Origin of the sequence: Streptomyces sp. NPDC058685 (genome assembly GCF_042714725.1) — a bacterium.
Taxonomy (GTDB): Bacteria; Actinomycetota; Actinomycetes; order Streptomycetales; family Streptomycetaceae; genus Streptomyces.
On the sequence record NZ_JBHXSL010000065.1, the window covers coordinates 20,767 to 38,789 of the forward strand.

The window sequence follows — 18,023 nt, forward strand, 5'->3', positions numbered from 1 at the left end:
GAGACATCATGAACGCCCTGCGCTTCCGTCGTGCCGCCGTCGCCGTGGCCGCCGCCGCGGCCCTGCCCCTGACCCTGACCGCCTGCGGCGGCGACGACAGTTCCGGATCCGCCTCCGACAAGGCGTCCACGGCGGCTCCGTCGGCGGAGAAGTCGATGCCCGCCGACGACGCGGCCACGGCGGACGGCCCGTTCGGCCCGGCCTGCGCGTCGGTGCCGAAGGACGGCGCGGGCAGCTTCGACGGCATGGCCAAGGACCCGGTGGCCACCGCCGCCTCCAACAACCCGGCGCTGTCCACCCTGGTGGCCGCCGTGAAGAAGGCCGGTCTGGTCGACACCCTCAACAACGCCGAGAACATCACGGTGTTCGCGCCGACCAACGACGCCTTCGCCAAGATCCCGAAGGCCGACCTGGACAAGGTCCTCGCCGACAAGGCCATGCTCACCAAGATCCTGACCTACCACGTCGTGGGCCAGAAGCTCACTCCGCAGCAGCTCGAGAGCGGTTCCTACGCCACCCTCGAGAAGTCACAGCTCACGACGGCCGGTTCGGGCGAGGCGTACAAGGTGAACGACGCCTCGAACGTGGTCTGCGGCAATGTGCCCACCGCCAACGCCACGGTCTACATCGTGGACAGCGTGCTGATGCCGAAGTAGCGGCAACTGCCCACCGGGCAGGTGGAATCGACCGGGGCGGCCCCTGTGCGCAGGGGCCGCCCCGGCGCGTCGTGGCGGGGGCGGGGTGCCCGGTGGTGAGCGTGACGGATGACCGGAGTCGTCCACCCGTACGCACGCGGCGGGCACCGGGACTGTCCCGGTGCCCGCCGCGTACTCGTCGTTCCGGCCGCCGTCCCTGCCTCAGGCGGGAAGGGTGATCGCGCCGAGCGGCACGGTCGTGGGCTGCGGAGAGCCCCCGGCCGGCTCGACGGTGACCGCCACGGCGGTCGCGTCGCCCACCGGCCCGTCGAGCAGGGCCAGTTGCCGGCCATTCGCGCTCCGCAGCAGACCGGCCGGACGCGGCTTGCCGCTTCCGGCGTACCAGGTCTCGTACACCTTGTCCGCCGGTAGCTCCGGCAGACCCGCGACAACCAGCGCCGCGGCGTCCTCGCTGCGCGAGACGGCGATCGTGGCGGTGGCCCCGCCGGACAGCGCACGCGTCCGAAGGCGGGCGTCGGGCGCCGCCAGCACGTCCGCGACACTCGCCTCCCGCTCCTCGGCCTGGCGGGCGGCGGTCCGTGCGCTGTCCGCCTCCTCGTGCTGCCACACGGCGATACCGCCGAAGGCCGCCGCGGCCGCCACACAGGCCGCCATGACGAGGCGGGGGAGCCGTTGCGCGGGCCGTCGCATCCGTTCGCTCGTCAGCAGCTTGAACTCCTGGCGGGTGCCCGCCGTGCGCCGCAGCACGCTGTCCCGCATGGCGTCGGGAGGTGTGACGGCGACGGCCAGACCCAGGCGGGCGGCCGTGGCCCGGAGCTCGGCGACCTCCTGCCGGCATGCCTCGCAGGCGGCCAGGTGCGTCTCGAAGGCCGTCCGTTCGTCCTCGGGCAGCGCGTGCAGCACATAGGCGCCGGTGGCCGTGTGCAGGTCGGCCGTGGTCATGCCGTCACCCCCAGGCAGTCGCGCAGGCGGATCAGTCCGTCCCTCAGCCGGGTCTTGACCGTGCCCAGCGGGAGCGACAGCGACTCGGCCACCTGCTTGTAGGTCAGCCCCTTGTAGTAGGCGAGGGTGACGGCCTCTCGCTGGATCTCCGTGAGAGTCCGTACGCAGCGGCGGACCTGCTGCCACTCCAGACGTGTCTCGACGTGTTCCGTCACCTCGTCGAAGGGGGTGGTCCGGTCCAGGAGCGCCGCCTTGTACTCGCGGTCGACGCTCGCCTGAACCGCCCGCACCCGGTCCACCGCCCGGCGGTGGGCCAGGGTCATGATCCAGTTCTTGGCGCTGCCGCGTTCGGGCTCGAATCGCGCTGCTGTCCGCCACACCTCGACGAGCACGTCCTGGGTCACCTCCTCGGACTGGGCCGGATTCCGCAGTACCTGGCGCACCATTCCCATGACGGGTGCGCTGACCAGGTCGTACACCTGGGCGAACGCGTCATGATCTCCTTGGGCCGTCCGGATCATCAGCGCGTCGAGATCGCGCCGCCTCGCCGGCTGCCCGGTTTCCTGTCCGCGGTCGGCGGATTGCACCTGGATTCCTCACTGACCTGTTCGATGGTGCCGTGGATGGCGCATGGGCCGTTTTCGCTGTCTATGTCATTACTGGTCATTACTGGTTCGTCACCGCAGCGAAGAGGGATTGGTCGACGGCAGGGCCAGTGCGTCCGGGGCGGATGCCGCCGGGCGGGGCGTGTGCGCGCAGGTCAGCCGATGCGCGAAAGGGCGGGGCGCCGGTGCCGTACGAGAGCCGCACGACAGCCCGACGAGCGCGGTGCGGGATGTGAGCGCCGCGCTGTGGCCGGCCGGGTCGCCGACCGACGGCAGCTACGGGCGGACGAGCGCGAGCCGGTACCGCCTCGGTGTCGCCGGGCCTTCGGCGGGCACCCGTCTATGGAACCGGAATCACCCGGCCCGCGGACGAGCCGGCGAGGTTTGAATCGCTTTTCTCGGCGCACGCGGTAATCGAACAGTGAATTACTTCGAGGGGTAGGGGATCACACATGGGCATCATCGCCTGGATACTCATCGGTTTGCTCGCCGGCATGATCGCCAAGGCTCTTATGCCTGGCAAGGACCCCGGCGGCATCATCATCACGATGCTCATCGGCATCGCCGGCGGCCTTCTCGGAGGCTGGCTCGGCAAGGTCATCTTCGGCGTCGATTCCATCGACGGCTTCTTCGATCTCTCCACCTGGGTCGCGGCCGTCGTGGGCTCGCTCATCCTGCTCGTCCTCTACCGCCTCATCACGGGCAACCGCCGCTCGCACCGGCACGCCTGACCTCGCACAGCGGACGCGCAAGCGGCCCCCGCCCTCTCGGGCGGGGGCCGCGCCGTGCGTCAGGCACGAGGCGTGCGGCGCCCCGGGCCGGGGCCGTCCGCCGTCAGCCCCGTGCCTGGATCTCCGCGTCGGCAACGGCGATCGCGATGCCGAGTGCCGCGGTGAGGTTTCCAGCCGCCGTCATCACGCGGGCCGTGCCCACGATGGGCGCGATGGCGACCAGGACGTCCTGCAACTGCTCGGCCGTGATGCCCGTCCTGAGGGCGGGGTCGATATGGGCCGCATAGGAGATCGGCGGAGCGTCGGAGGCAGCGAGAGCCGCGATACGGGTCAGCAGGAGCATGTCCGGGGGTAGTCCGCACCGTTCGACGGAATCGACCGTCATGGCGGCGAGCGTGTCGAGGACAGGCGTTTCAGATGCAGTGGACATTTCTGTCCCTCCTGAAGGTGTGTCCCGACGGAGGAAAGCGCGGCGGAGGAGCGGATGTTCGCTGTCCGCTGCCGGATTCGACGTCGGATCCGGTGTCCGAGGTCGAAGTGGCTTCGATGGGCGCGAGCGTCGGGATTCCCTTCAACCCTAGAACCCATCCGTGCCGTGCGCATGGCACGGATACGCCCCACCGGGGCCCCGGCAGCCGGGGTGCGGCTCTTTGCCCGCGCGGGCCCGGCAGCCGCGTGTCAGGCTGGATTCAGGGCCGCTCCGCCGTCGTCGAACGGGACGGGCAGCGGCACCGGCACGCCGGCAAAGGAGACAGCGCGTGGAAGAGAGGGCATTCATCCAGGCGGTCTCGGAGCGCACGGGCCTGTCGCGCCAGGAGTCGGCCGATCTGACCCGCGCGACGCTGGAGACGCTGGCCCATCGGCTGAGTTCCGGTGAGAACCGGAACCTGATGCCGGAGCTTCCCGACGGTCTGGCGGAGTCGGTCCGACGCGGTGCCACCGACCAGATCGAGGTCTTCGACTACGCGGAGACCGTGCGGCGTGTGGCCGAGCGCAACGTGCTCAGGACGGACGAGGCCGACAGCGGCGTCCGTGCGGTGCTCGGCACCCTTCGGGAGGCGATCAGTGAGAAGGAGTTCGGGCATCTGATGTCGCAGCTCGGATCCGACTTCTCCCAGCCGATCGCGGACTGACCGTCGCCGGTCGTCTTCTTTTCGCGTCAGCTGCCGAGGGCGCGCCGCGCTGTCACGCTCGACGAGGCGGAAAACTCCACCGCGTGGGCTCGAAGGTGTCCTGCATCGGGAATCCGAACGCTTTCCGCGGATGCATCTCGTAGACCTCGTACGGAGGTCCTCCGGAGGTGGGTGCCCCGTACTCGGCGTCGAGCTCCTCGCCGACGACCTCCGTCGGCCAGGCGAACACCTCCCGCATCGTCCGCGACGCCAGCTGCAACCGCTCGCCGTCGGTCACCCGCTGGGCCATGCCCTCCACCACGACATGCAGGAAGCCGATGTCGGTGGTGATCGTGGCACGTCCGTCCGCCCGCATGTTCCGGCTCTTGACCGCGTCGTGCTTCGAGGCGACCACGAAGGACGACCCCGTCCACGCCGCGAACACCGGCCGGACATGCGGTGACCCGTCGCGTCCCACGGTCGCCAGCCAGGAGGTGGCGGAACCCTTCCGCAGCTCACCCGACACCATCTCCCAGTCGGCCGGGGGCAGTTGCACGTGGCCCTCGGGCTGTGTGCCCCTGCCCCGGCGAGGAATCACCTCGGTGATCGGCTCGATCTGTGCCATGGGACGTCCTCGATTCCGTTCTCTTGCGTCTCTCGTGCGACGGGTCGGTTCTCTCGCTCACGGCCGGTCCGCTCGGCAGAACTCTGCCGCGTGGCTCTCGGTTCATCGTGGTGGACTCGCCCCTGCGCGAGCACTCACCTCCGCGGTCGCCCTCACCTCAGCGGTTCGGCCCGGCCGTCGGGGCCGGGTGCCGGGTCAGCCGTGCGGGTCCGGCGGGCCGGCCGGTTCGTCGCGGAATGCGCCAGCCGCCGGTCGCGGCGGGAGTTAGGATCCGGGCCATGGCCCTGACCAGGAACGCCGTCGACCGGTTCGAAGCCGCCAGGCCGCGCCTGGAGGCCATCGCCTACCGCCTCCTCGGTTCCGCGAGTGAGGCCGAGGACGCCGTGCAGGACACGTTCCTGCGCTGGCAGGCCGCCGACGTGGACCGTGTCGAGGTGCCCGAGGCATGGCTGACGAAGGTCCTCACCAATCTGTGCCTCAACGAGCTGACCTCGGCCCGCGCCAGGCGCGAGACGTACGTGGGGCAGTGGCTCCCCGAGCCGCTGCTCGCCGGGGACCCGATGCTCGGCCCGGCGGACACCGCCGAACAGCGCGAATCGGTCTCGTACGCGGTCCTCACCCTGCTGGAGCGCCTGACTCCCAACGAGCGCGCGGTGTACGTGCTGCGGACGGCCTTCGACTACCCGCACCGGGAGATCGCCGAGATCCTCGACCTCACCGAGTCCGCCTGCCAGCAGATCTTCCACCGCGCCAAGAAGCACGTGGCGCAGGGCAGGTCCCGAACCGAGATCGACGAGGAAGCGGCCCGGCGGATCGTCGAGGAGTTCCTCGCGGCCGCCACCAGCGGGCAGACGGATCTGCTCGTGAAGATGCTGACCAAGGACGCCGTGTCGGTCGGCGACGGCGGCGGAAAGGTCCCGGCCAAGGTCACTCCGTTCGAGGGCGCTCTCGCGGTCGCGAAGTTCATGCGGGGTCTGTTCAAGCCGAGCAAGGCCAAGCGCAACCTGGTCGGCGGCTCGCCCGGGATCTACGCCGCGACCGCCAACGGCGTCCCCGCGGTCGTGGCGGTCGTCGACGGCCGGGTGGTCGGCATCATGTGCGTGGAGGTCGGCGCGGACGGCATCGCCGCGTTCCGCAACCAGGTCAACCCCGACAAGCTCGACCGCGCGACCCGGCGGTGGGCGGCCGCCGACCACGGGGAACCCCTGTTCACGGCCTTCTGACCCGATGTGACCTGCTTCACATCCGGTTCCTGTCAGGGATCGGCGGGCTGCCCGGTTCAAAGGGCGAAACCGCGCGAGACAGGAGCCCTGACATGCAGCACCGCATCATCGTCCTCGGAGCCGGGTACAGCGGAGCCATCGCCGCCGGGCGGCTCGCCAAGCGGCTGCACCGCGAGGACGTCGCCATCACCCTCGTCAACGCCGAGCCCGACTTCGTCGAGCGCGTCCGCAACCACCAGCTGGCGGTCGGCCAGGACCTCAAGGCCCGGCCGTTCAGCGAGATGTTCGCCGGCACGGGCGTCGAGCTGAAGCTCGCGAAGGTCACCGGCGTCGACGTCGACCGCAGGACCGTCGCCGTGGTCGGCGCGAACGGCGACGGCGCGGCCGAGGAACTGTCGTACGACACCCTGGTCTACGCCCTCGGCAGCGCCTGGAACGACCAGGGCGTCCCCGGCACCGACGAGTACGCCCACCAGATCGCGAGCCGTCCGGGAGCACTCCGGCTGCGCGAGCGCCTGGCCCGCCTGGAGGCAGGCGGGACCGTGGTCGTCGTCGGCGGCGGTCTCACCGGCGTGGAGGCCGCGACCGAGATCGCCGAGGCCCGCCCGGATCTCGACGTCGCCCTCGCCGCCCGCGGTGAACTCGGCGACTGGCTCTCGCCCAAGGGCCGCGTGCATCTGCGCAAGGTCTTCGCCGGGCTCGGCATCACCGTGCACGAGCACGCCGCAGTCACCGGGGTCGAGGCCGACCGCGTCACCACCGCCGACGGCACGGCCGTCCCGGCCGCGGTCACCGTGTGGACCACGGGCTTCGCGGTCCACCCGATCGCGGCGGCCACGGCCCTCGAGGTCACACAAGCGGGGCAGATCGTGGTCGACGGGACCATGCGCTCGGTCTCGCACCCGGATGTGTACGCGGTCGGCGACGCGGCCATGGCGATGGGTCCGGCCGACAAGCCGCTGCGGATGTCGTGCGCCACGGGTACCCCGATGGCATGGCAGGCCGCCGACGCCATCGCGGCCCGCATGACCGGCCGCAAGCTCCCGAAGACGCCGCTCCGCTACTTCAACCAGTGCATCTCACTGGGCCGCAGGGAAGGTCTGATCCAGTACGTGACCGCCGACGACCGCTCGGTCAACGCGGCCCTGACCGGCCGGCTCGCCGCGGTCTACAAGGAACTGATCTGCAAGGGAGCGGCCTGGGGAGTGGCCAACCCTCTTCTCGGCCTCCCGACCCGGCCCCGCCGGGTAGTGCCGCAGCCGACGGGCACGGGCGCGCCGGTCACGGCTGCCTGACGCGGCACCTTCGGCGCACGGGCGCCCTCGCACCGAGGGCGCCCGCGACCTGCCTGGGCCCGTTCGGCATCGCACTCACCTCGGGCGAGAACGCGGCGGCGGCTCCGTCTCTGTCTCTGTCGCTACTGTCCGCAGACGCACTCCGCCGCCGCCGGTGTGGCTGCGGCCTGCCGGTCGGTGCAGCAGGCGTCAGCCGCCTCGGGGTGGGCGCTCTTGCCGAGTCGGTCGGCATCGGCCTTGACGACGTAGACCTCCCACGGCTCCTGCCCGGGGCCGTGGACCCACACCTTGTCCTGGAGCGCGTAGCAGCACGAGGTGTCGTTCTCCTCGAACGTGGCCAGGCCCGCGTCCTTGAGCCGGGTGGTCGCGGCCGTCACCTGGTCCGTGGACTCGACCTCCACTCCGAGATGGTCGAGTCGGGTGTCCTGGCCGGCCTCGCCCTCGATGAGGACGAGCTTGAGGGGCGGCTCGGTGATGGCGAAGTTGGCATAGCCCTCGCGCCGCTTGGCCGGTTCGGTGCCGAACAGCTTCGCGTAGAAGGTGATCGACGCTTCCAGGTCGCTGACGCGCAGGGCGAGCTGAGCACGGGACATGACGTGACTCCGATCCGCTGTATTGATGACTTTCGATACAACCTTGCGCCCTGAATAGATGGCTGTCAACATAGACGTATGTCGAAATCAGAGCTGCGGTTGCTGGGGCAGGACGATCGGTCCGAGTGCTGCTCGCCGATCGTTCGGGAGCCGCTCGGAGCCGAGGCTGCCGTTGAACTGGCCCGGATGTTCAAGGCGCTGGCCGACCCGGTACGACTGCGTCTGCTGTCCTTGATCGCCTCGCACGAGGGCGGGGAGGTGTGTGTCTGTGACCTCATCGGGCCATTCGACGTGTCGCAGCCGACGATCTCCCATCACCTGAAGGTGCTGCGCGAGGCGGGCCTCGTCGGCTCGGAGCGTCGCGGGACGTGGGTGTACTACTGGGTGCTGCCCGCCGCGCTGGCCCGTCTCTCGTCCCTGCTCCGGGCGCCGGCCGGCGTCGATGCGGTCGACGTCGCGCGATGACCGACACCGCGCCCCGTGATTCAGCGGCTCCGTCGGTCCTGTTCGTCTGCGTCCACAACGCGGGCAGATCCCAAATGGCAGCCGCCTTCCTCGCGCACCTGGCCGGCGACGGCGTCGAAGTCCGCTCGGCAGGCTCTGCCCCGGCGGACTCGGTGAACCCCGCTGTGATCGGAGCGATGCTGGAAGTGGGCATCGACATCTCCGCCGAGACGCCGAAGAAGCTGACCACCGAGTCGGTCGGGGCTTCGGACGTCGTGATCACCATGGGGTGCGGCGACGCCTGTCCCTACTTCCCCGGAAAGCGTTACCTCGACTGGCAGTTGGACGACCCCGCCGGCCAGGGAGTCGACGCGGTACGCCCCATCCGCGACGAGATCGAGCGGCGCGTACGCGGCCTGTTGACCGAACTCGGCGTCGAGGCCCGCACGTGACCGCCAAGCTTCAGGCGGGCAGCGCCGACCGCACTGCGTGATGCTCGTCACACGGCGGCGGGGCCGCTTCTTCCCTGCGGCGCACCGGCCGATCACCACCGCGTGCCCCGGGCAAGCGGCCAGGCTGTGCACCCCGTACACGTCAGCGGCCACACGCCGCGGCCGCCCGCCGGACCGGCCAACGCCGAAGGGCCCCACCTCGCGGTGGGGCCCTTCGACGTATTGCCCGGTGAGAGCAATGGCGGAGGATACGAGATTCGAACTCGTGAGGGGTTGCCCCCAACACGCTTTCCAAGCGTGCGCCCTAGGCCACTAGGCGAATCCTCCGCCGCAAACAATACAAGACGTTGAGGAGTGCTCGCGAACCTGTTCCCGGGGGTCCGGCCCGGGGGATCGAGCACCGGTCGTCATCGGGTAACCTGGGCGCAGCCCCTCACGTGGCGCTATCTGACTGAACTCCCCCAGGGCCGGAAGGCAGCAAGGGTAGGTCGGCTCTGGCGGGTGCGTGAGGGGCGTTGTGCGTTCCGGGGTGTCCTTCTCACGGACCTCGGCGTCGCCGGTGCGTGCGTGATCGCCGGCCGCGCGGTCGGGAGCGATCCCGGCGGGTCCCGGCCGCCGCGCAGGGGCGGCGACGGTTGTCAGTGCGCCCCGATAACCTCGTAGACGTGTCGTCCCTTGCGCTGTACCGCCGCTACCGCCCCGAGTCCTTCGCCGAGGTCATCGGGCAGGAGCATGTCACTGACCCGCTGCAGCAGGCGCTGCGGAACAACCGGGTCAATCACGCGTACCTGTTCAGCGGTCCGCGCGGTTGCGGCAAGACGACCAGTGCGCGCATCCTCGCCCGCTGTCTCAACTGTGAGCAGGGGCCCACTCCGACCCCCTGCGGCGAGTGCCAGTCCTGCCGCGATCTCGCGAGGAACGGACCGGGGTCGATCGACGTCATCGAGATCGACGCCGCTTCCCATGGTGGTGTGGACGACGCCCGTGATCTGCGCGAGAAGGCCTTCTTCGGCCCGGCCGGAAGTCGTTACAAGATCTACATCATCGACGAGGCGCACATGGTCACCCCGCAGGGCTTCAACGCTCTGCTGAAGGTGGTCGAGGAGCCCCCGGAGCATCTCAAGTTCATCTTCGCGACCACCGAGCCGGAGAAGGTCATCGGCACGATCCGGTCGCGCACGCACCACTACCCCTTCCGGCTGGTGCCCCCGGGGACACTGCGCGACTACCTCGGCGAGGTGTGCGGCAAGGAGCAGATCCCCGTCGCGGACGGTGTGCTGCCACTGGTCGTCCGGGCCGGTGCCGGGTCCGTGCGTGACTCGATGTCCGTGATGGACCAGCTTCTCGCCGGTGCGGCCGAGGAAGGCGTGACGTACGCCATGGCCACCGGCCTCCTCGGGTACACCGACGGGTCGTTGCTCGACGCGGTCGTGGAGGCGTTCGCCTCGGGCGACGGTGCCGCGGCGTTCGAGGTCGTGGACCAGATCATCGAGGGCGGCAACGACCCACGCCGCTTCGTCGCCGACCTCCTGGAGCGGCTGCGTGACCTGGTGATCCTGGCCGCCGTGCCGGACGCCGCCGAGAAGGGCCTCATCGACGCCCCGGCCGACGTGATCGAGCGGATGCAGGCGCAGGCGTCCGTCTTCGGGGCGGCCGAGCTGAGCCGGGCCGCCGATCTCGTCAACACCGGGCTGACCGAGATGCGGGGAGCGAACTCGCCCCGGCTCCAACTGGAGCTGATCTGCGCGCGCGTGCTGCTGCCCGCCGCGTACGACGACGAGCGCTCGATGCAGGCCCGGCTGGACCGGCTGGAGCGCGGCGCGACCTTCTCCGCGGCCGGCCCCGGGCCCGCGATGGGCTACATCCCCGGGCCGGAGGCGCAGGCGCACATGCCCGGACACGCGGTGCCGGCGGCCGGTGGCCCGGCCGCGGCCCGTGCGGCGGCCCGCGGCCCCGTGCCGGACGCACCGCCGACCGCTCAGCCGCCCTCCGCACCGCACACCCCGCAGCCGGCCGCTGCCCAGTCCGCTCCGGAACCGGAGGAGTACGCCGCGCCGGCGGACCCGCAGCCGGCCACCGGCACCCGCCCCGGCGCCTGGCCCACCGCGGCGGCCGCCGCCTCCGGCTCCGCCCCGGCGTCCGCACCCGCCGCATCGCCCGATTCCGCGCCGGCGCCCGAGGCCCCGCGCCGGCCCGGCGGCTGGCCCACCGCCTCCGCCCCGGGGCAGGGCGGCACTCCGCCCGCTGCCGCTCGGCCGACCCCCGCGGCGCAGGCCCCGGCTCAGGAGCCGGCCGCCGGCCCCACGCCCGGCATGGCCCAGGGCGCCGGGCAGGTGCGGAACATGTGGCCGGACATCCTGGAGGCCGTGAAGAACCGCCGGCGCTTCACCTGGATCCTGCTCAGCCAGAACGCGCAGGTGGCCGGGTTCGACGGCACCACCCTCCAACTCGGTTTCATCAATGCCGGAGCCCGGGACAACTTCGCGAGCAGCGGCAGCGAAGAGGTGCTGCGGCAGGCACTCGCCGAGCAGTTCAACGTGCAGTGGAAGGTCGAGGCGATCGTCGACCCCTCGGGCGGCACCGGCGGTCCGGGTGGCTCCGGCGGCGGTCCCGGTGGATCCGGCGGCCCGGGCGGTCCCGGTGGCGGCGCACCGCCGTCCTCGGGCGGAGGGTTCGGCGGTGGCCGGCCCCCGCAGTCCGGATTCGCCCCCCAGGCTTCGGCCCCGCAGGCCTCCGCACCCGCGCCCGCTCCTGCGCCGCGGCCCGCGCAGGCCCCGCCCCACCCGCCCAGGGGTGCGGCCGAGCCCTCGCACACCTCCGGGCCCGCCCACACCCCGCCGTCCGTCCGCATCGAGGACGACGTGCCCGAGGACGACGACCCCGACCTGGTCGACTCCGCGCTCTCCGGTCACGACCTGATCGTGCGCGAGCTGGGAGCCACGGTCGTGGAGGAATACACGAACGAATAGGGCCCCGTCCTTCGGAGGCCCGTACAGGACGAGCTGCGCACGGCGGTTAGGCTGGCTGCCGTGAAGGTCCTCGTCATCGGCGGCGGCGCCCGCGAACACGCCCTGTGCCGCTCTCTCTCACTCGACCCCGACGTCACCGCTGTGCACTGCGCGCCCGGAAACGCCGGCATCGGCGAGGTCGCCGAGCTGCACCCGGTCGACGCCATGGACGGCGCGGCCGTGGCCCGGCTCGCCACGGTGCTCGCTGCCGGGCTCGTCGTCGTCGGCCCGGAGGCGCCGCTGGTCGCGGGCGTCGCCGACGCCGTACGCGCGGCCGGCATCCCCTGCTTCGGCCCGTCCCGCGAGGCCGCCGAGCTGGAGGGATCCAAGGCCTTCGCCAAAGCCGTCATGGCGGCCGCGGCGGTGCCCACGGCCCGCAGCTACGTCTGTACGACGCCCGAGGAGATCGACGAGGCGCTCGACGCCTTCGGCGCCCCGTACGTCGTGAAGGACGACGGCCTCGCCGCCGGCAAGGGCGTCGTGGTCACCCACGATCTCGCCGCCGCCCGCGACCACGCGCTCGCCTGCGGCCGGGTGGTGATCGAGGAGTTCCTGGACGGACCCGAGGTCTCGCTCTTCGCGATCACCGACGGCCGGACCGTCGTCCCGCTCAGCCCCGCGCAGGACTTCAAGCGCGCGCTCGACGGCGACGAAGGCCCCAACACCGGCGGCATGGGCGCGTACTCGCCGCTGCCGTGGGCCGACCCCAAGCTGGTCGACGAGGTCATGGAGACGGTCCTCCAGCCGACCGTCGACGAACTGCGCCGCCGCGGTACGCCGTTCTCCGGACTGCTGTACGCGGGACTGGCGATCACCTCGCGCGGCGTCCGCGTGATCGAGTTCAACGCCCGCTTCGGCGACCCCGAGACCCAGGTGGTCCTCGCCCGGCTGAAGACACCGCTCGGCGGACTGCTGCTGCACGCCGCCGACGGCACCCTCGACCTCCAGCCGACGCTGCGCTGGCGCGACGAGGCCGCGGTGACGGTGGTCGTCGCCTCGCACAACTACCCCGACACCCCGCGCACCGGAGACCCGATCGAGGGGCTGGACGAGGTCGCGGCGAAGGACGCGCCGCACGCGTACGTCCTGCACGCCGGGACCAGGCACGACGGTGACGCCGTCGTGAGCGCCGGCGGCCGGGTGCTCTCGGTCACCGCGACCGGTAAGGACCTCCACGAGGCGCGGGAACGTGCCTACGCGGCGGTGGGCCGGATCCGGCTGGACGGTTCGCAGCACCGGACGGACATCGCCCGCACGGCCGCGGAGGAGTAGACCCCCGGTCCGGAAGCGGTGCCGAAGAGGGGCCGCTGAGCCCGCGCCAGGCCGAAGCCGGGCCGCCGTGCCCCCCCCGCAAGGCTGCCGAGGTCCCCGGGCGATGCGGGCAGTCGTCAGGGCTCAGGCCGTTCAGCCGCCTCCGCAAGCCCGCCGGGGGGAAAACCCCTCGGCGGCCACCCCCCGGTACGGCGCCCCCGGCGGGCAGGCCCCCGTGCGGCGTCTCCGCCGAGCCGGGCCACCCCCGCGGCGGCCCCCCGGCAGGCCAGGCCCCGCCGTAGGGTGCCTCCCGCCCGAGACCGCCGGGGCGCCACCCGCACGCAGAGCCACCCCCCTCCACGCAAGCCCGCGCAGGAGTGAACCCCCAACCCCTCAATTCCGTCATCACCTGTGCCCAGAGCCATTCCATCGAGTGACGGCTGAGCCATCCGGATGACGCCCGCCGAAGGCCCAACTATGGTGCGGCGCAAGCGTTCCGGCACTTGGCCCACCGGCATTGCGATGTCACTGGCGGGTGCCACAGTGGGGGAGTGACCTACACCGTCGCAGGGCAGAGGGGGTGAGAACCGGTCGTGTCCGGTACCGGTATCGGTGAGTCGATCGGGGCTCAGGCCGCGCGTTCGCGCGCACTGGCCGTGCTGCGCACCCGCGGCAAAGCCCTGGCCGTCGCCCTGCTGCCCGCGGCTGTCGCCGTCGTGCTCTTCGCGGGCGGTGTGTCCGGCCGTATGAGCGGCGAAGCCTGGACCGCGGCCCGCTGGGCCGTGGGGATCTTCGCCGCGGTTGTCCTGGTGGTGGCCGCGGTCGTCGCGGCCGTGATCGTCCGGGCGTCCCCGGCGCTCAGCCCCACGGTGGAGCTGTCCGAGCGGGCCGCACCCGATCTGTACCGCCTGGTCAGGGACCTGGCCGACCGGCTCGACGTGCCGGCGCCCTCCGCGCTGGCCCTCACCCCGGACTGCGACAGCTGGCTCGAGGACCGTACGCACCCGGCCCACGCGATATCCGGAGCGCGCCGTCGGCGTACGACGGAGGCGCCCGTGCTCGTCATCGGCTCGCCCTTCCTGTGGTGGATGCGGGTCGCCGAGCTGCGTGCCCTGCTGGCACCGGTGGTCGCCGGCACCGGCCCCTCCGCGCAGCCCGACATAGCCGCGGCCCGCAGATTCGTCCGCGGTCTGGACGCGGCCGTCGCGGTCGGCGCGAGCCCCGGCCGGGGTGCGATGCACACGGCGGCACTCGGCTTCGTCGGCCGGGTCGCCCGGCTGATGCTGCACAGCTGTCAGACCCACGCGGCCGAGATGGAGCGCGGGGTCGCCGTGGCGGCGTCCGAGCGCGCACAGGCTGTGGACTACGGCCTGCGGATCGTCGCCCAGGAGCAGGTCGGCCTCGCCTACGCGGGCTGGGACCGGCTGCTGACCCGGGTGGCGCTGCCGGCCTGGCGCATGGGCCGCTGGCCCGCCCGCCTCGACGCGGGCGTCGTCTCCGCCCTCACCGAACTGTCCCGCCGCGACCGTCTCGCCGAGGGCTTCACCTCCCGGCTGGGCGAGCGCCCCGCCTGCGATCTGCTCGAGGAGCCGGGCGCCATCGACGAGGCAGCCTCCCTGCTGGCGGCCCGCCTCTTCCACGGCGGTCCCGCGAAGACGAGCCCCGACTGGTCCCCGGTGGACTGGCAGCAGTACCCGGAAGAGGTCGTCGACCGTAAGTGGCGTACCGAGGCGGCCCGGCTGCACCGGGTCCTGGACGAGCTCGGCGTACCGCAGTCGACCGGTCCCGACGGGCCGACGCTGGATCGTGTGATGGAGCATCTGTCCGGGCGCGGCACGGACACCGGCGACCATCTCGCGGCGGGGATCACCGCTCATGTGGCCCGCGAGGAGGAGGCGGCGCTGCCGGTGGCCAAGAGTCCCGGGGACACGCTGGCCGGCTGGGCCGCCGACCCTCTGCCGCTCTTCCCGCTCCAGCCGCCCCGGACGGGGCGTGAGCTGCTCGCCGACCATGTGACCGCGATGGTCTGCTGCGCCGCGGTCGACACCGCGGGCGCCGCCCCGGGCCTCGACTGGCTCGACGGCCCGGCGCTGCTGATCCGCGGCGAGCGCTGCGGGGATCTCGCGACCCGGGTGCTCAGCCTGACCGAGGACGGCGACGCGGCCCCGCTGCGCACCTGGCTCCGCACACTCGGCGTCCGCCCGGAGAAACCGGTCCGCCTCGTCTGACGTCCGCCCGGCCCGTCTCCGCGCCATGCGGCCGTCCGCTCGGCCCGCCCCCACCGGGCGATCTCCGGTCCACGGGGCCCGCCCGCGCCCGGGGCGACCGCCCCCTCTCGTCTTTGGCTCACTGCCGCAACAATGAGCGACGAAGGGTGACGGCGCGCGTGCGTTATGTGATGTGCTGGGACCGGCGCTGAACGAACTCGGCGCCTCCACAGTTGTCCTGGGGCATCGAGGGAGGGTGCGGCATGGGGGCGGAGCAGATCAGGCGGTGGGAATCAGGCGCTCTCGCCCACGCCGTCTCGGACCCGTTCGGTCAGGGGCCGCTCCCCTGGCTCCGCGGCAGCGAGCACTACTTCGACGACACCGGTCACGTCGTGCCGTGGTACGCCGACCCGGACCGGGGCAGAAGCGCCCGCGGCCCCCGCACGGCCGATGACGTCCACCGTCAGATCAAGGGGTTCACGTCCACCGGCGCAGCGGCGCCGGGCGAGGCGCTCGACTTCCACATCACGGTCGATCCGCCGCAGCAGTTCTCGGTCGACGTCTATCGCATCGGGCACTACGCGGGCGACGGCGCCGCCAAGATCACCACCAGCCCCCGGCTCTCCGGCATCGTCCAGCCGCCGCCGCTCGCCGCGGAGCGCACGGTCTCCTGCCACCACTGGTGGCTCTCCTGGCGCCTGCACATCCCCTCGTACTGGTCGGTCGGCGCCTATGTCGCCGTGCTCACCACCCTCGACGGCTACCGCTCCCACATCCCCTTCACCGTCCGCGACGACCACCCCGCGGATCTGCTGCTGCTCCTGCCGGACATCACCTGGCAGGCGTACAACCTCTATCCCGAGGACGGCCGCACCGGCGCGAGTCTCTATCACGCCTGGGACGAGGAGGGCCGGCTCCTCGGTGAGCAGGACGCCGCCGTGACGGTCTCGTTCGACCGGCCGTACGCAGGCGCCGGCCTGCCGCTGCATGTCGGCCACGCCTACGACTTCATCCGCTGGGCCGAGCGGTACGGCTACGACCTCGCGTATGCCGACACCCGCGATCTGCACGCCGGCCGCATCGATCCGACCCGCTACCGCGGCCTGGTCTTCCCCGGCCACGACGAGTACTGGTCGGCGCCCATGCGCCGCACGGCCGAGCGCGCCCGCGACCACGGCACTTCACTCGTCTTCCTCTCCGCCAACACCATGTACTGGCAGGTCGAGCTCGGCCCCTCGCCCTCCGGGGTGCCCGACCGTCTCCTCACCTGCCGCAAGCGGCGCGGTCCCGGCAAACCGGCCCTGTGGCGTGAGGTGGACCGGGCGGAGCAGCAGCTGCTCGGCATCCAGTACGCGGGCCGTGTCCCCGAGCCGCACCCCCTCGTCGTCCGGAACGCGGACCACTGGCTGTGGGAGGCGACCGGCGCCGGTGAGGGCGACGAGCTCGCCGGTCTGGTCGCCGGTGAGGCGGACCGTTACTTCCCGCGCACCGCGCTCCCCGACCACCGGCGCCGCATCCTGCTCGCGCACTCCCCGTACCAGGACAGCGAGGGCGTGGTCCGTCACCAGGAGACCTCCCTGTACCGCGCTCCGTCCGGTGCCCTCGTCTTCGCTTCGGGGACTTTCGCCTGGTCACCGGCGCTGGACCGGCCGGGCCACCGGGACACGCGGGTACAGCGTGCGACGGCCAATCTGCTGGACCGGATCTGCAAGCGGGACTGACCCGCGTCGAAGGCAGCCCTCCGTATGCGGGAGAATCGGACCGCTGGGACAGATATACGGGGAGGAACCGTGTCCGGATTCGTCGAAAAGCCCGAACCGCTTCAGGTGCCGGGCCTGGTGCATCTGCACACCGGCAAGGTGCGCGAGCTGTACCGGAACGAGGCGGGCGACCTCGTGATGGTCGCCAGCGACCGTATGTCCGCCTATGACTGGGTGCTGCCCACCGAGATCCCCGACAAGGGCCGGGTGCTCACGCGGCTCTCGCTGTGGTGGTTCGAGCGGCTCTCCGACCTGGTCCCCAACCACGTCCTGAGCACCGACCTGCCCGAGGGCGCCCCCGCCGACTGGGAGGGGCGCACCCTGGTGTGCAAGTCCCTGCGGATGGTCCCGGTCGAGTGCGTCGCCCGCGGCTATCTCACCGGCTCCGGCCTCGCCGAGTACAAGGAGTCCCGTACGGTCTGCGGCCTCGCGCTTCCCGAGGGCCTCACCGACGGCTCGGAGCTCCCGGCCCCGATCTTCACCCCCGCCACCAAGGCGGCCGTGGGCGACCACGACGAGAACGTGAGCTACGAAGAGGTCGCCCGCCAGGTCGGCGCCGAGACCGCGGCCGAGCTGCGGCAGGCGACCCTGGCCGTCTACGGCCGGGCCCGTGACATCGCCCGGGAGCGCGGCATCATCCTCGCGGACACCAAGTTCGAGTTCGGCTTCGACGGGGACGACCTCGTCATCGCGGACGAGGTGCTGACCCCGGACTCCTCGCGGTTCTGGCCGGCCGCCACCTGGGAGCCGGGCCGCGCCCAGCCGTCGTACGACAAGCAGTACGTCCGCGACTGGCTGACCTCGCCCGCCTCGGGCTGGGACCGCCGGAGCGAGCAGCCGCCGCCCGCGCTCCCGCAGGAGGTCGTGGAGGCGACGCGCGCCAAGTACCTGGAGGCGTACGAGCTTCTGACGGGCACCAGCTGGTCGTAGCGCCGGCGGAGCCCGGAGAGACGCGGGCCGCGGACACACGCGGCCCGCGGGGACACCGGCGCACGAAGGCGCCGGCCCACGAAGACACGAAGAAGGCCCCGGTCCTGAGGACCGGGGCCTTCTTTCCGAGCGGACGACCAGGTTCGAACTGGCGACCTCAACCTTGGCAAGGTTGCGCTCTACCCACTC

General features: G+C 72.0%; 17 protein-coding genes, 1 tRNA gene and 1 other RNA gene. 13 read left to right on the forward strand and 6 right to left on the reverse strand.

Translation table 11 applies throughout. The features are described 5' to 3' along the window. The first annotated feature begins 8 nt into the window (after positions 1–8). A complete protein-coding gene (locus ACFWU3_RS32590) occupies positions 9–656 on the forward strand; it encodes a fasciclin domain-containing protein (RefSeq protein ID WP_384444649.1) in 648 nt (215 codons plus the stop codon). A 201-nt stretch (positions 657–857) separates the two neighbouring features. Here the strand turns inward: ACFWU3_RS32590 and ACFWU3_RS32595 are convergent, their stop codons facing one another. Then, the gene (locus ACFWU3_RS32595; protein ID WP_384444651.1) at positions 858–1,598 is read right to left on the reverse strand and encodes an anti-sigma factor domain-containing protein; all 741 of its coding nucleotides are present in this window, start codon (positions 1,596–1,598) and stop codon (positions 858–860) included. Further along, positions 1,595–2,119 (reverse strand): sigma-70 family RNA polymerase sigma factor, encoded by a 525-nt coding sequence (locus tag ACFWU3_RS32600; protein ID WP_384444677.1) that lies wholly within the window; start codon positions 2,117–2,119, stop codon positions 1,595–1,597. Before ACFWU3_RS32600 ends, ACFWU3_RS32595 begins: the two co-directional genes overlap by 4 nt. Positions 2,120–2,655: 536 nt before the next feature. Here ACFWU3_RS32600 and ACFWU3_RS32605 point away from each other — a divergent pair. Then, a complete protein-coding gene (locus ACFWU3_RS32605) occupies positions 2,656–2,934 on the forward strand; it encodes a GlsB/YeaQ/YmgE family stress response membrane protein (RefSeq protein ID WP_313945445.1) in 279 nt (92 codons plus the stop codon). 103 nt (positions 2,935–3,037) lie between these two features. On the opposite strand, the gene ACFWU3_RS32610 is transcribed toward ACFWU3_RS32605, so the two are convergent. Next, entirely contained in the window at positions 3,038–3,364 is a 327-nt protein-coding gene (locus ACFWU3_RS32610; protein ID WP_384444653.1) for a carboxymuconolactone decarboxylase family protein, read from the reverse strand. Positions 3,365–3,692: 328 nt separating this feature from the next. On the opposite strand from ACFWU3_RS32610, the gene ACFWU3_RS32615 reads away from it, so the two are divergent. Beyond that, a complete protein-coding gene (locus tag ACFWU3_RS32615) occupies positions 3,693–4,067 on the forward strand; it encodes a DUF2267 domain-containing protein (protein ID WP_384444655.1) in 375 nt (124 codons plus the stop codon). 52 nt (positions 4,068–4,119) lie between these two features. Here ACFWU3_RS32615 and ACFWU3_RS32620 read toward each other — a convergent pair whose 3' ends face one another. After that, entirely contained in the window at positions 4,120–4,671 is a 552-nt protein-coding gene (locus tag ACFWU3_RS32620; RefSeq protein WP_384444657.1) for a pyridoxamine 5'-phosphate oxidase family protein, read from the reverse strand. A gap of 278 nt (positions 4,672–4,949) precedes the next feature. On the opposite strand from ACFWU3_RS32620, the gene ACFWU3_RS32625 reads away from it, so the two are divergent. Next, positions 4,950–5,894 (forward strand): RNA polymerase sigma-70 factor, encoded by a 945-nt coding sequence (locus tag ACFWU3_RS32625; protein WP_384444658.1) that lies wholly within the window; start codon positions 4,950–4,952, stop codon positions 5,892–5,894. 92 nt (positions 5,895–5,986) lie between these two features. Then, positions 5,987–7,189 carry an NAD(P)/FAD-dependent oxidoreductase gene (locus tag ACFWU3_RS32630; RefSeq protein ID WP_384444660.1) on the forward strand — a complete coding sequence of 401 codons (1,203 nt, stop codon included), beginning with the start codon at positions 5,987–5,989 and terminating at the stop codon, positions 7,187–7,189. Between the two features lie 122 nt (positions 7,190–7,311). Here the strand turns inward: ACFWU3_RS32630 and ACFWU3_RS32635 are convergent, their stop codons facing one another. Further along, positions 7,312–7,782, reverse strand: a complete 471-nt coding sequence (locus ACFWU3_RS32635; protein ID WP_384444661.1) for an ArsI/CadI family heavy metal resistance metalloenzyme — start codon at positions 7,780–7,782, stop codon at positions 7,312–7,314. Positions 7,783–7,860: 78 nt separating this feature from the next. Between ACFWU3_RS32635 and ACFWU3_RS32640 the strand changes: the two genes are divergently transcribed. Both ACFWU3_RS32640 and ACFWU3_RS32645 read left to right on the forward strand, forming a co-directional pair. Further along, complete coding sequence (locus ACFWU3_RS32640; RefSeq protein WP_384444663.1) at positions 7,861–8,247, forward strand: metalloregulator ArsR/SmtB family transcription factor; 387 nt, start codon at positions 7,861–7,863, stop codon at positions 8,245–8,247. After that, positions 8,244–8,678: an arsenate reductase ArsC gene (locus ACFWU3_RS32645; RefSeq protein ID WP_384444665.1), complete on the forward strand. Its 435-nt coding sequence runs from the start codon at positions 8,244–8,246 to the stop codon at positions 8,676–8,678. The genes ACFWU3_RS32640 and ACFWU3_RS32645 overlap by 4 nt, the downstream gene beginning before the upstream one ends. A 239-nt stretch (positions 8,679–8,917) precedes the next feature. On the opposite strand, the gene ACFWU3_RS32650 is transcribed toward ACFWU3_RS32645, so the two are convergent. Further along, a tRNA-Ser gene (locus ACFWU3_RS32650) sits at positions 8,918–9,005 on the reverse strand. 98 nt (positions 9,006–9,103) lie between these two features. On the opposite strand from ACFWU3_RS32650, the gene ffs reads away from it, so the two are divergent. From ffs to ACFWU3_RS32680, 6 genes are all read left to right on the forward strand, one after another. Then, an RNA gene (ffs, locus tag ACFWU3_RS32655) (signal recognition particle sRNA small type) lies at positions 9,104–9,198 on the forward strand. A gap of 145 nt (positions 9,199–9,343) precedes the next feature. After that, complete coding sequence (locus ACFWU3_RS32660) at positions 9,344–11,647, forward strand: DNA polymerase III subunit gamma and tau (RefSeq protein ID WP_384444667.1); 2,304 nt, start codon at positions 9,344–9,346, stop codon at positions 11,645–11,647. Positions 11,648–11,707: 60 nt separating this feature from the next. Continuing rightward, complete coding sequence (purD, locus tag ACFWU3_RS32665) at positions 11,708–12,958, forward strand: phosphoribosylamine--glycine ligase (RefSeq protein ID WP_384444669.1); 1,251 nt, start codon at positions 11,708–11,710, stop codon at positions 12,956–12,958. Between the two features lie 572 nt (positions 12,959–13,530). After that, entirely contained in the window at positions 13,531–15,165 is a 1,635-nt protein-coding gene (locus tag ACFWU3_RS32670; protein WP_384444671.1) for a hypothetical protein, read from the forward strand. A 242-nt stretch (positions 15,166–15,407) separates the two neighbouring features. Then, on the forward strand, positions 15,408–16,865 hold the full coding sequence (locus tag ACFWU3_RS32675; RefSeq protein WP_384444673.1) for a N,N-dimethylformamidase beta subunit family domain-containing protein: 1,458 nt from the start codon (positions 15,408–15,410) through the stop codon (positions 16,863–16,865). 69 nt (positions 16,866–16,934) lie between these two features. Continuing rightward, positions 16,935–17,834 carry a phosphoribosylaminoimidazolesuccinocarboxamide synthase gene (locus ACFWU3_RS32680; RefSeq protein WP_313945456.1) on the forward strand — a complete coding sequence of 300 codons (900 nt, stop codon included), beginning with the start codon at positions 16,935–16,937 and terminating at the stop codon, positions 17,832–17,834. Positions 17,835–18,023 lie beyond the last annotated feature (189 nt).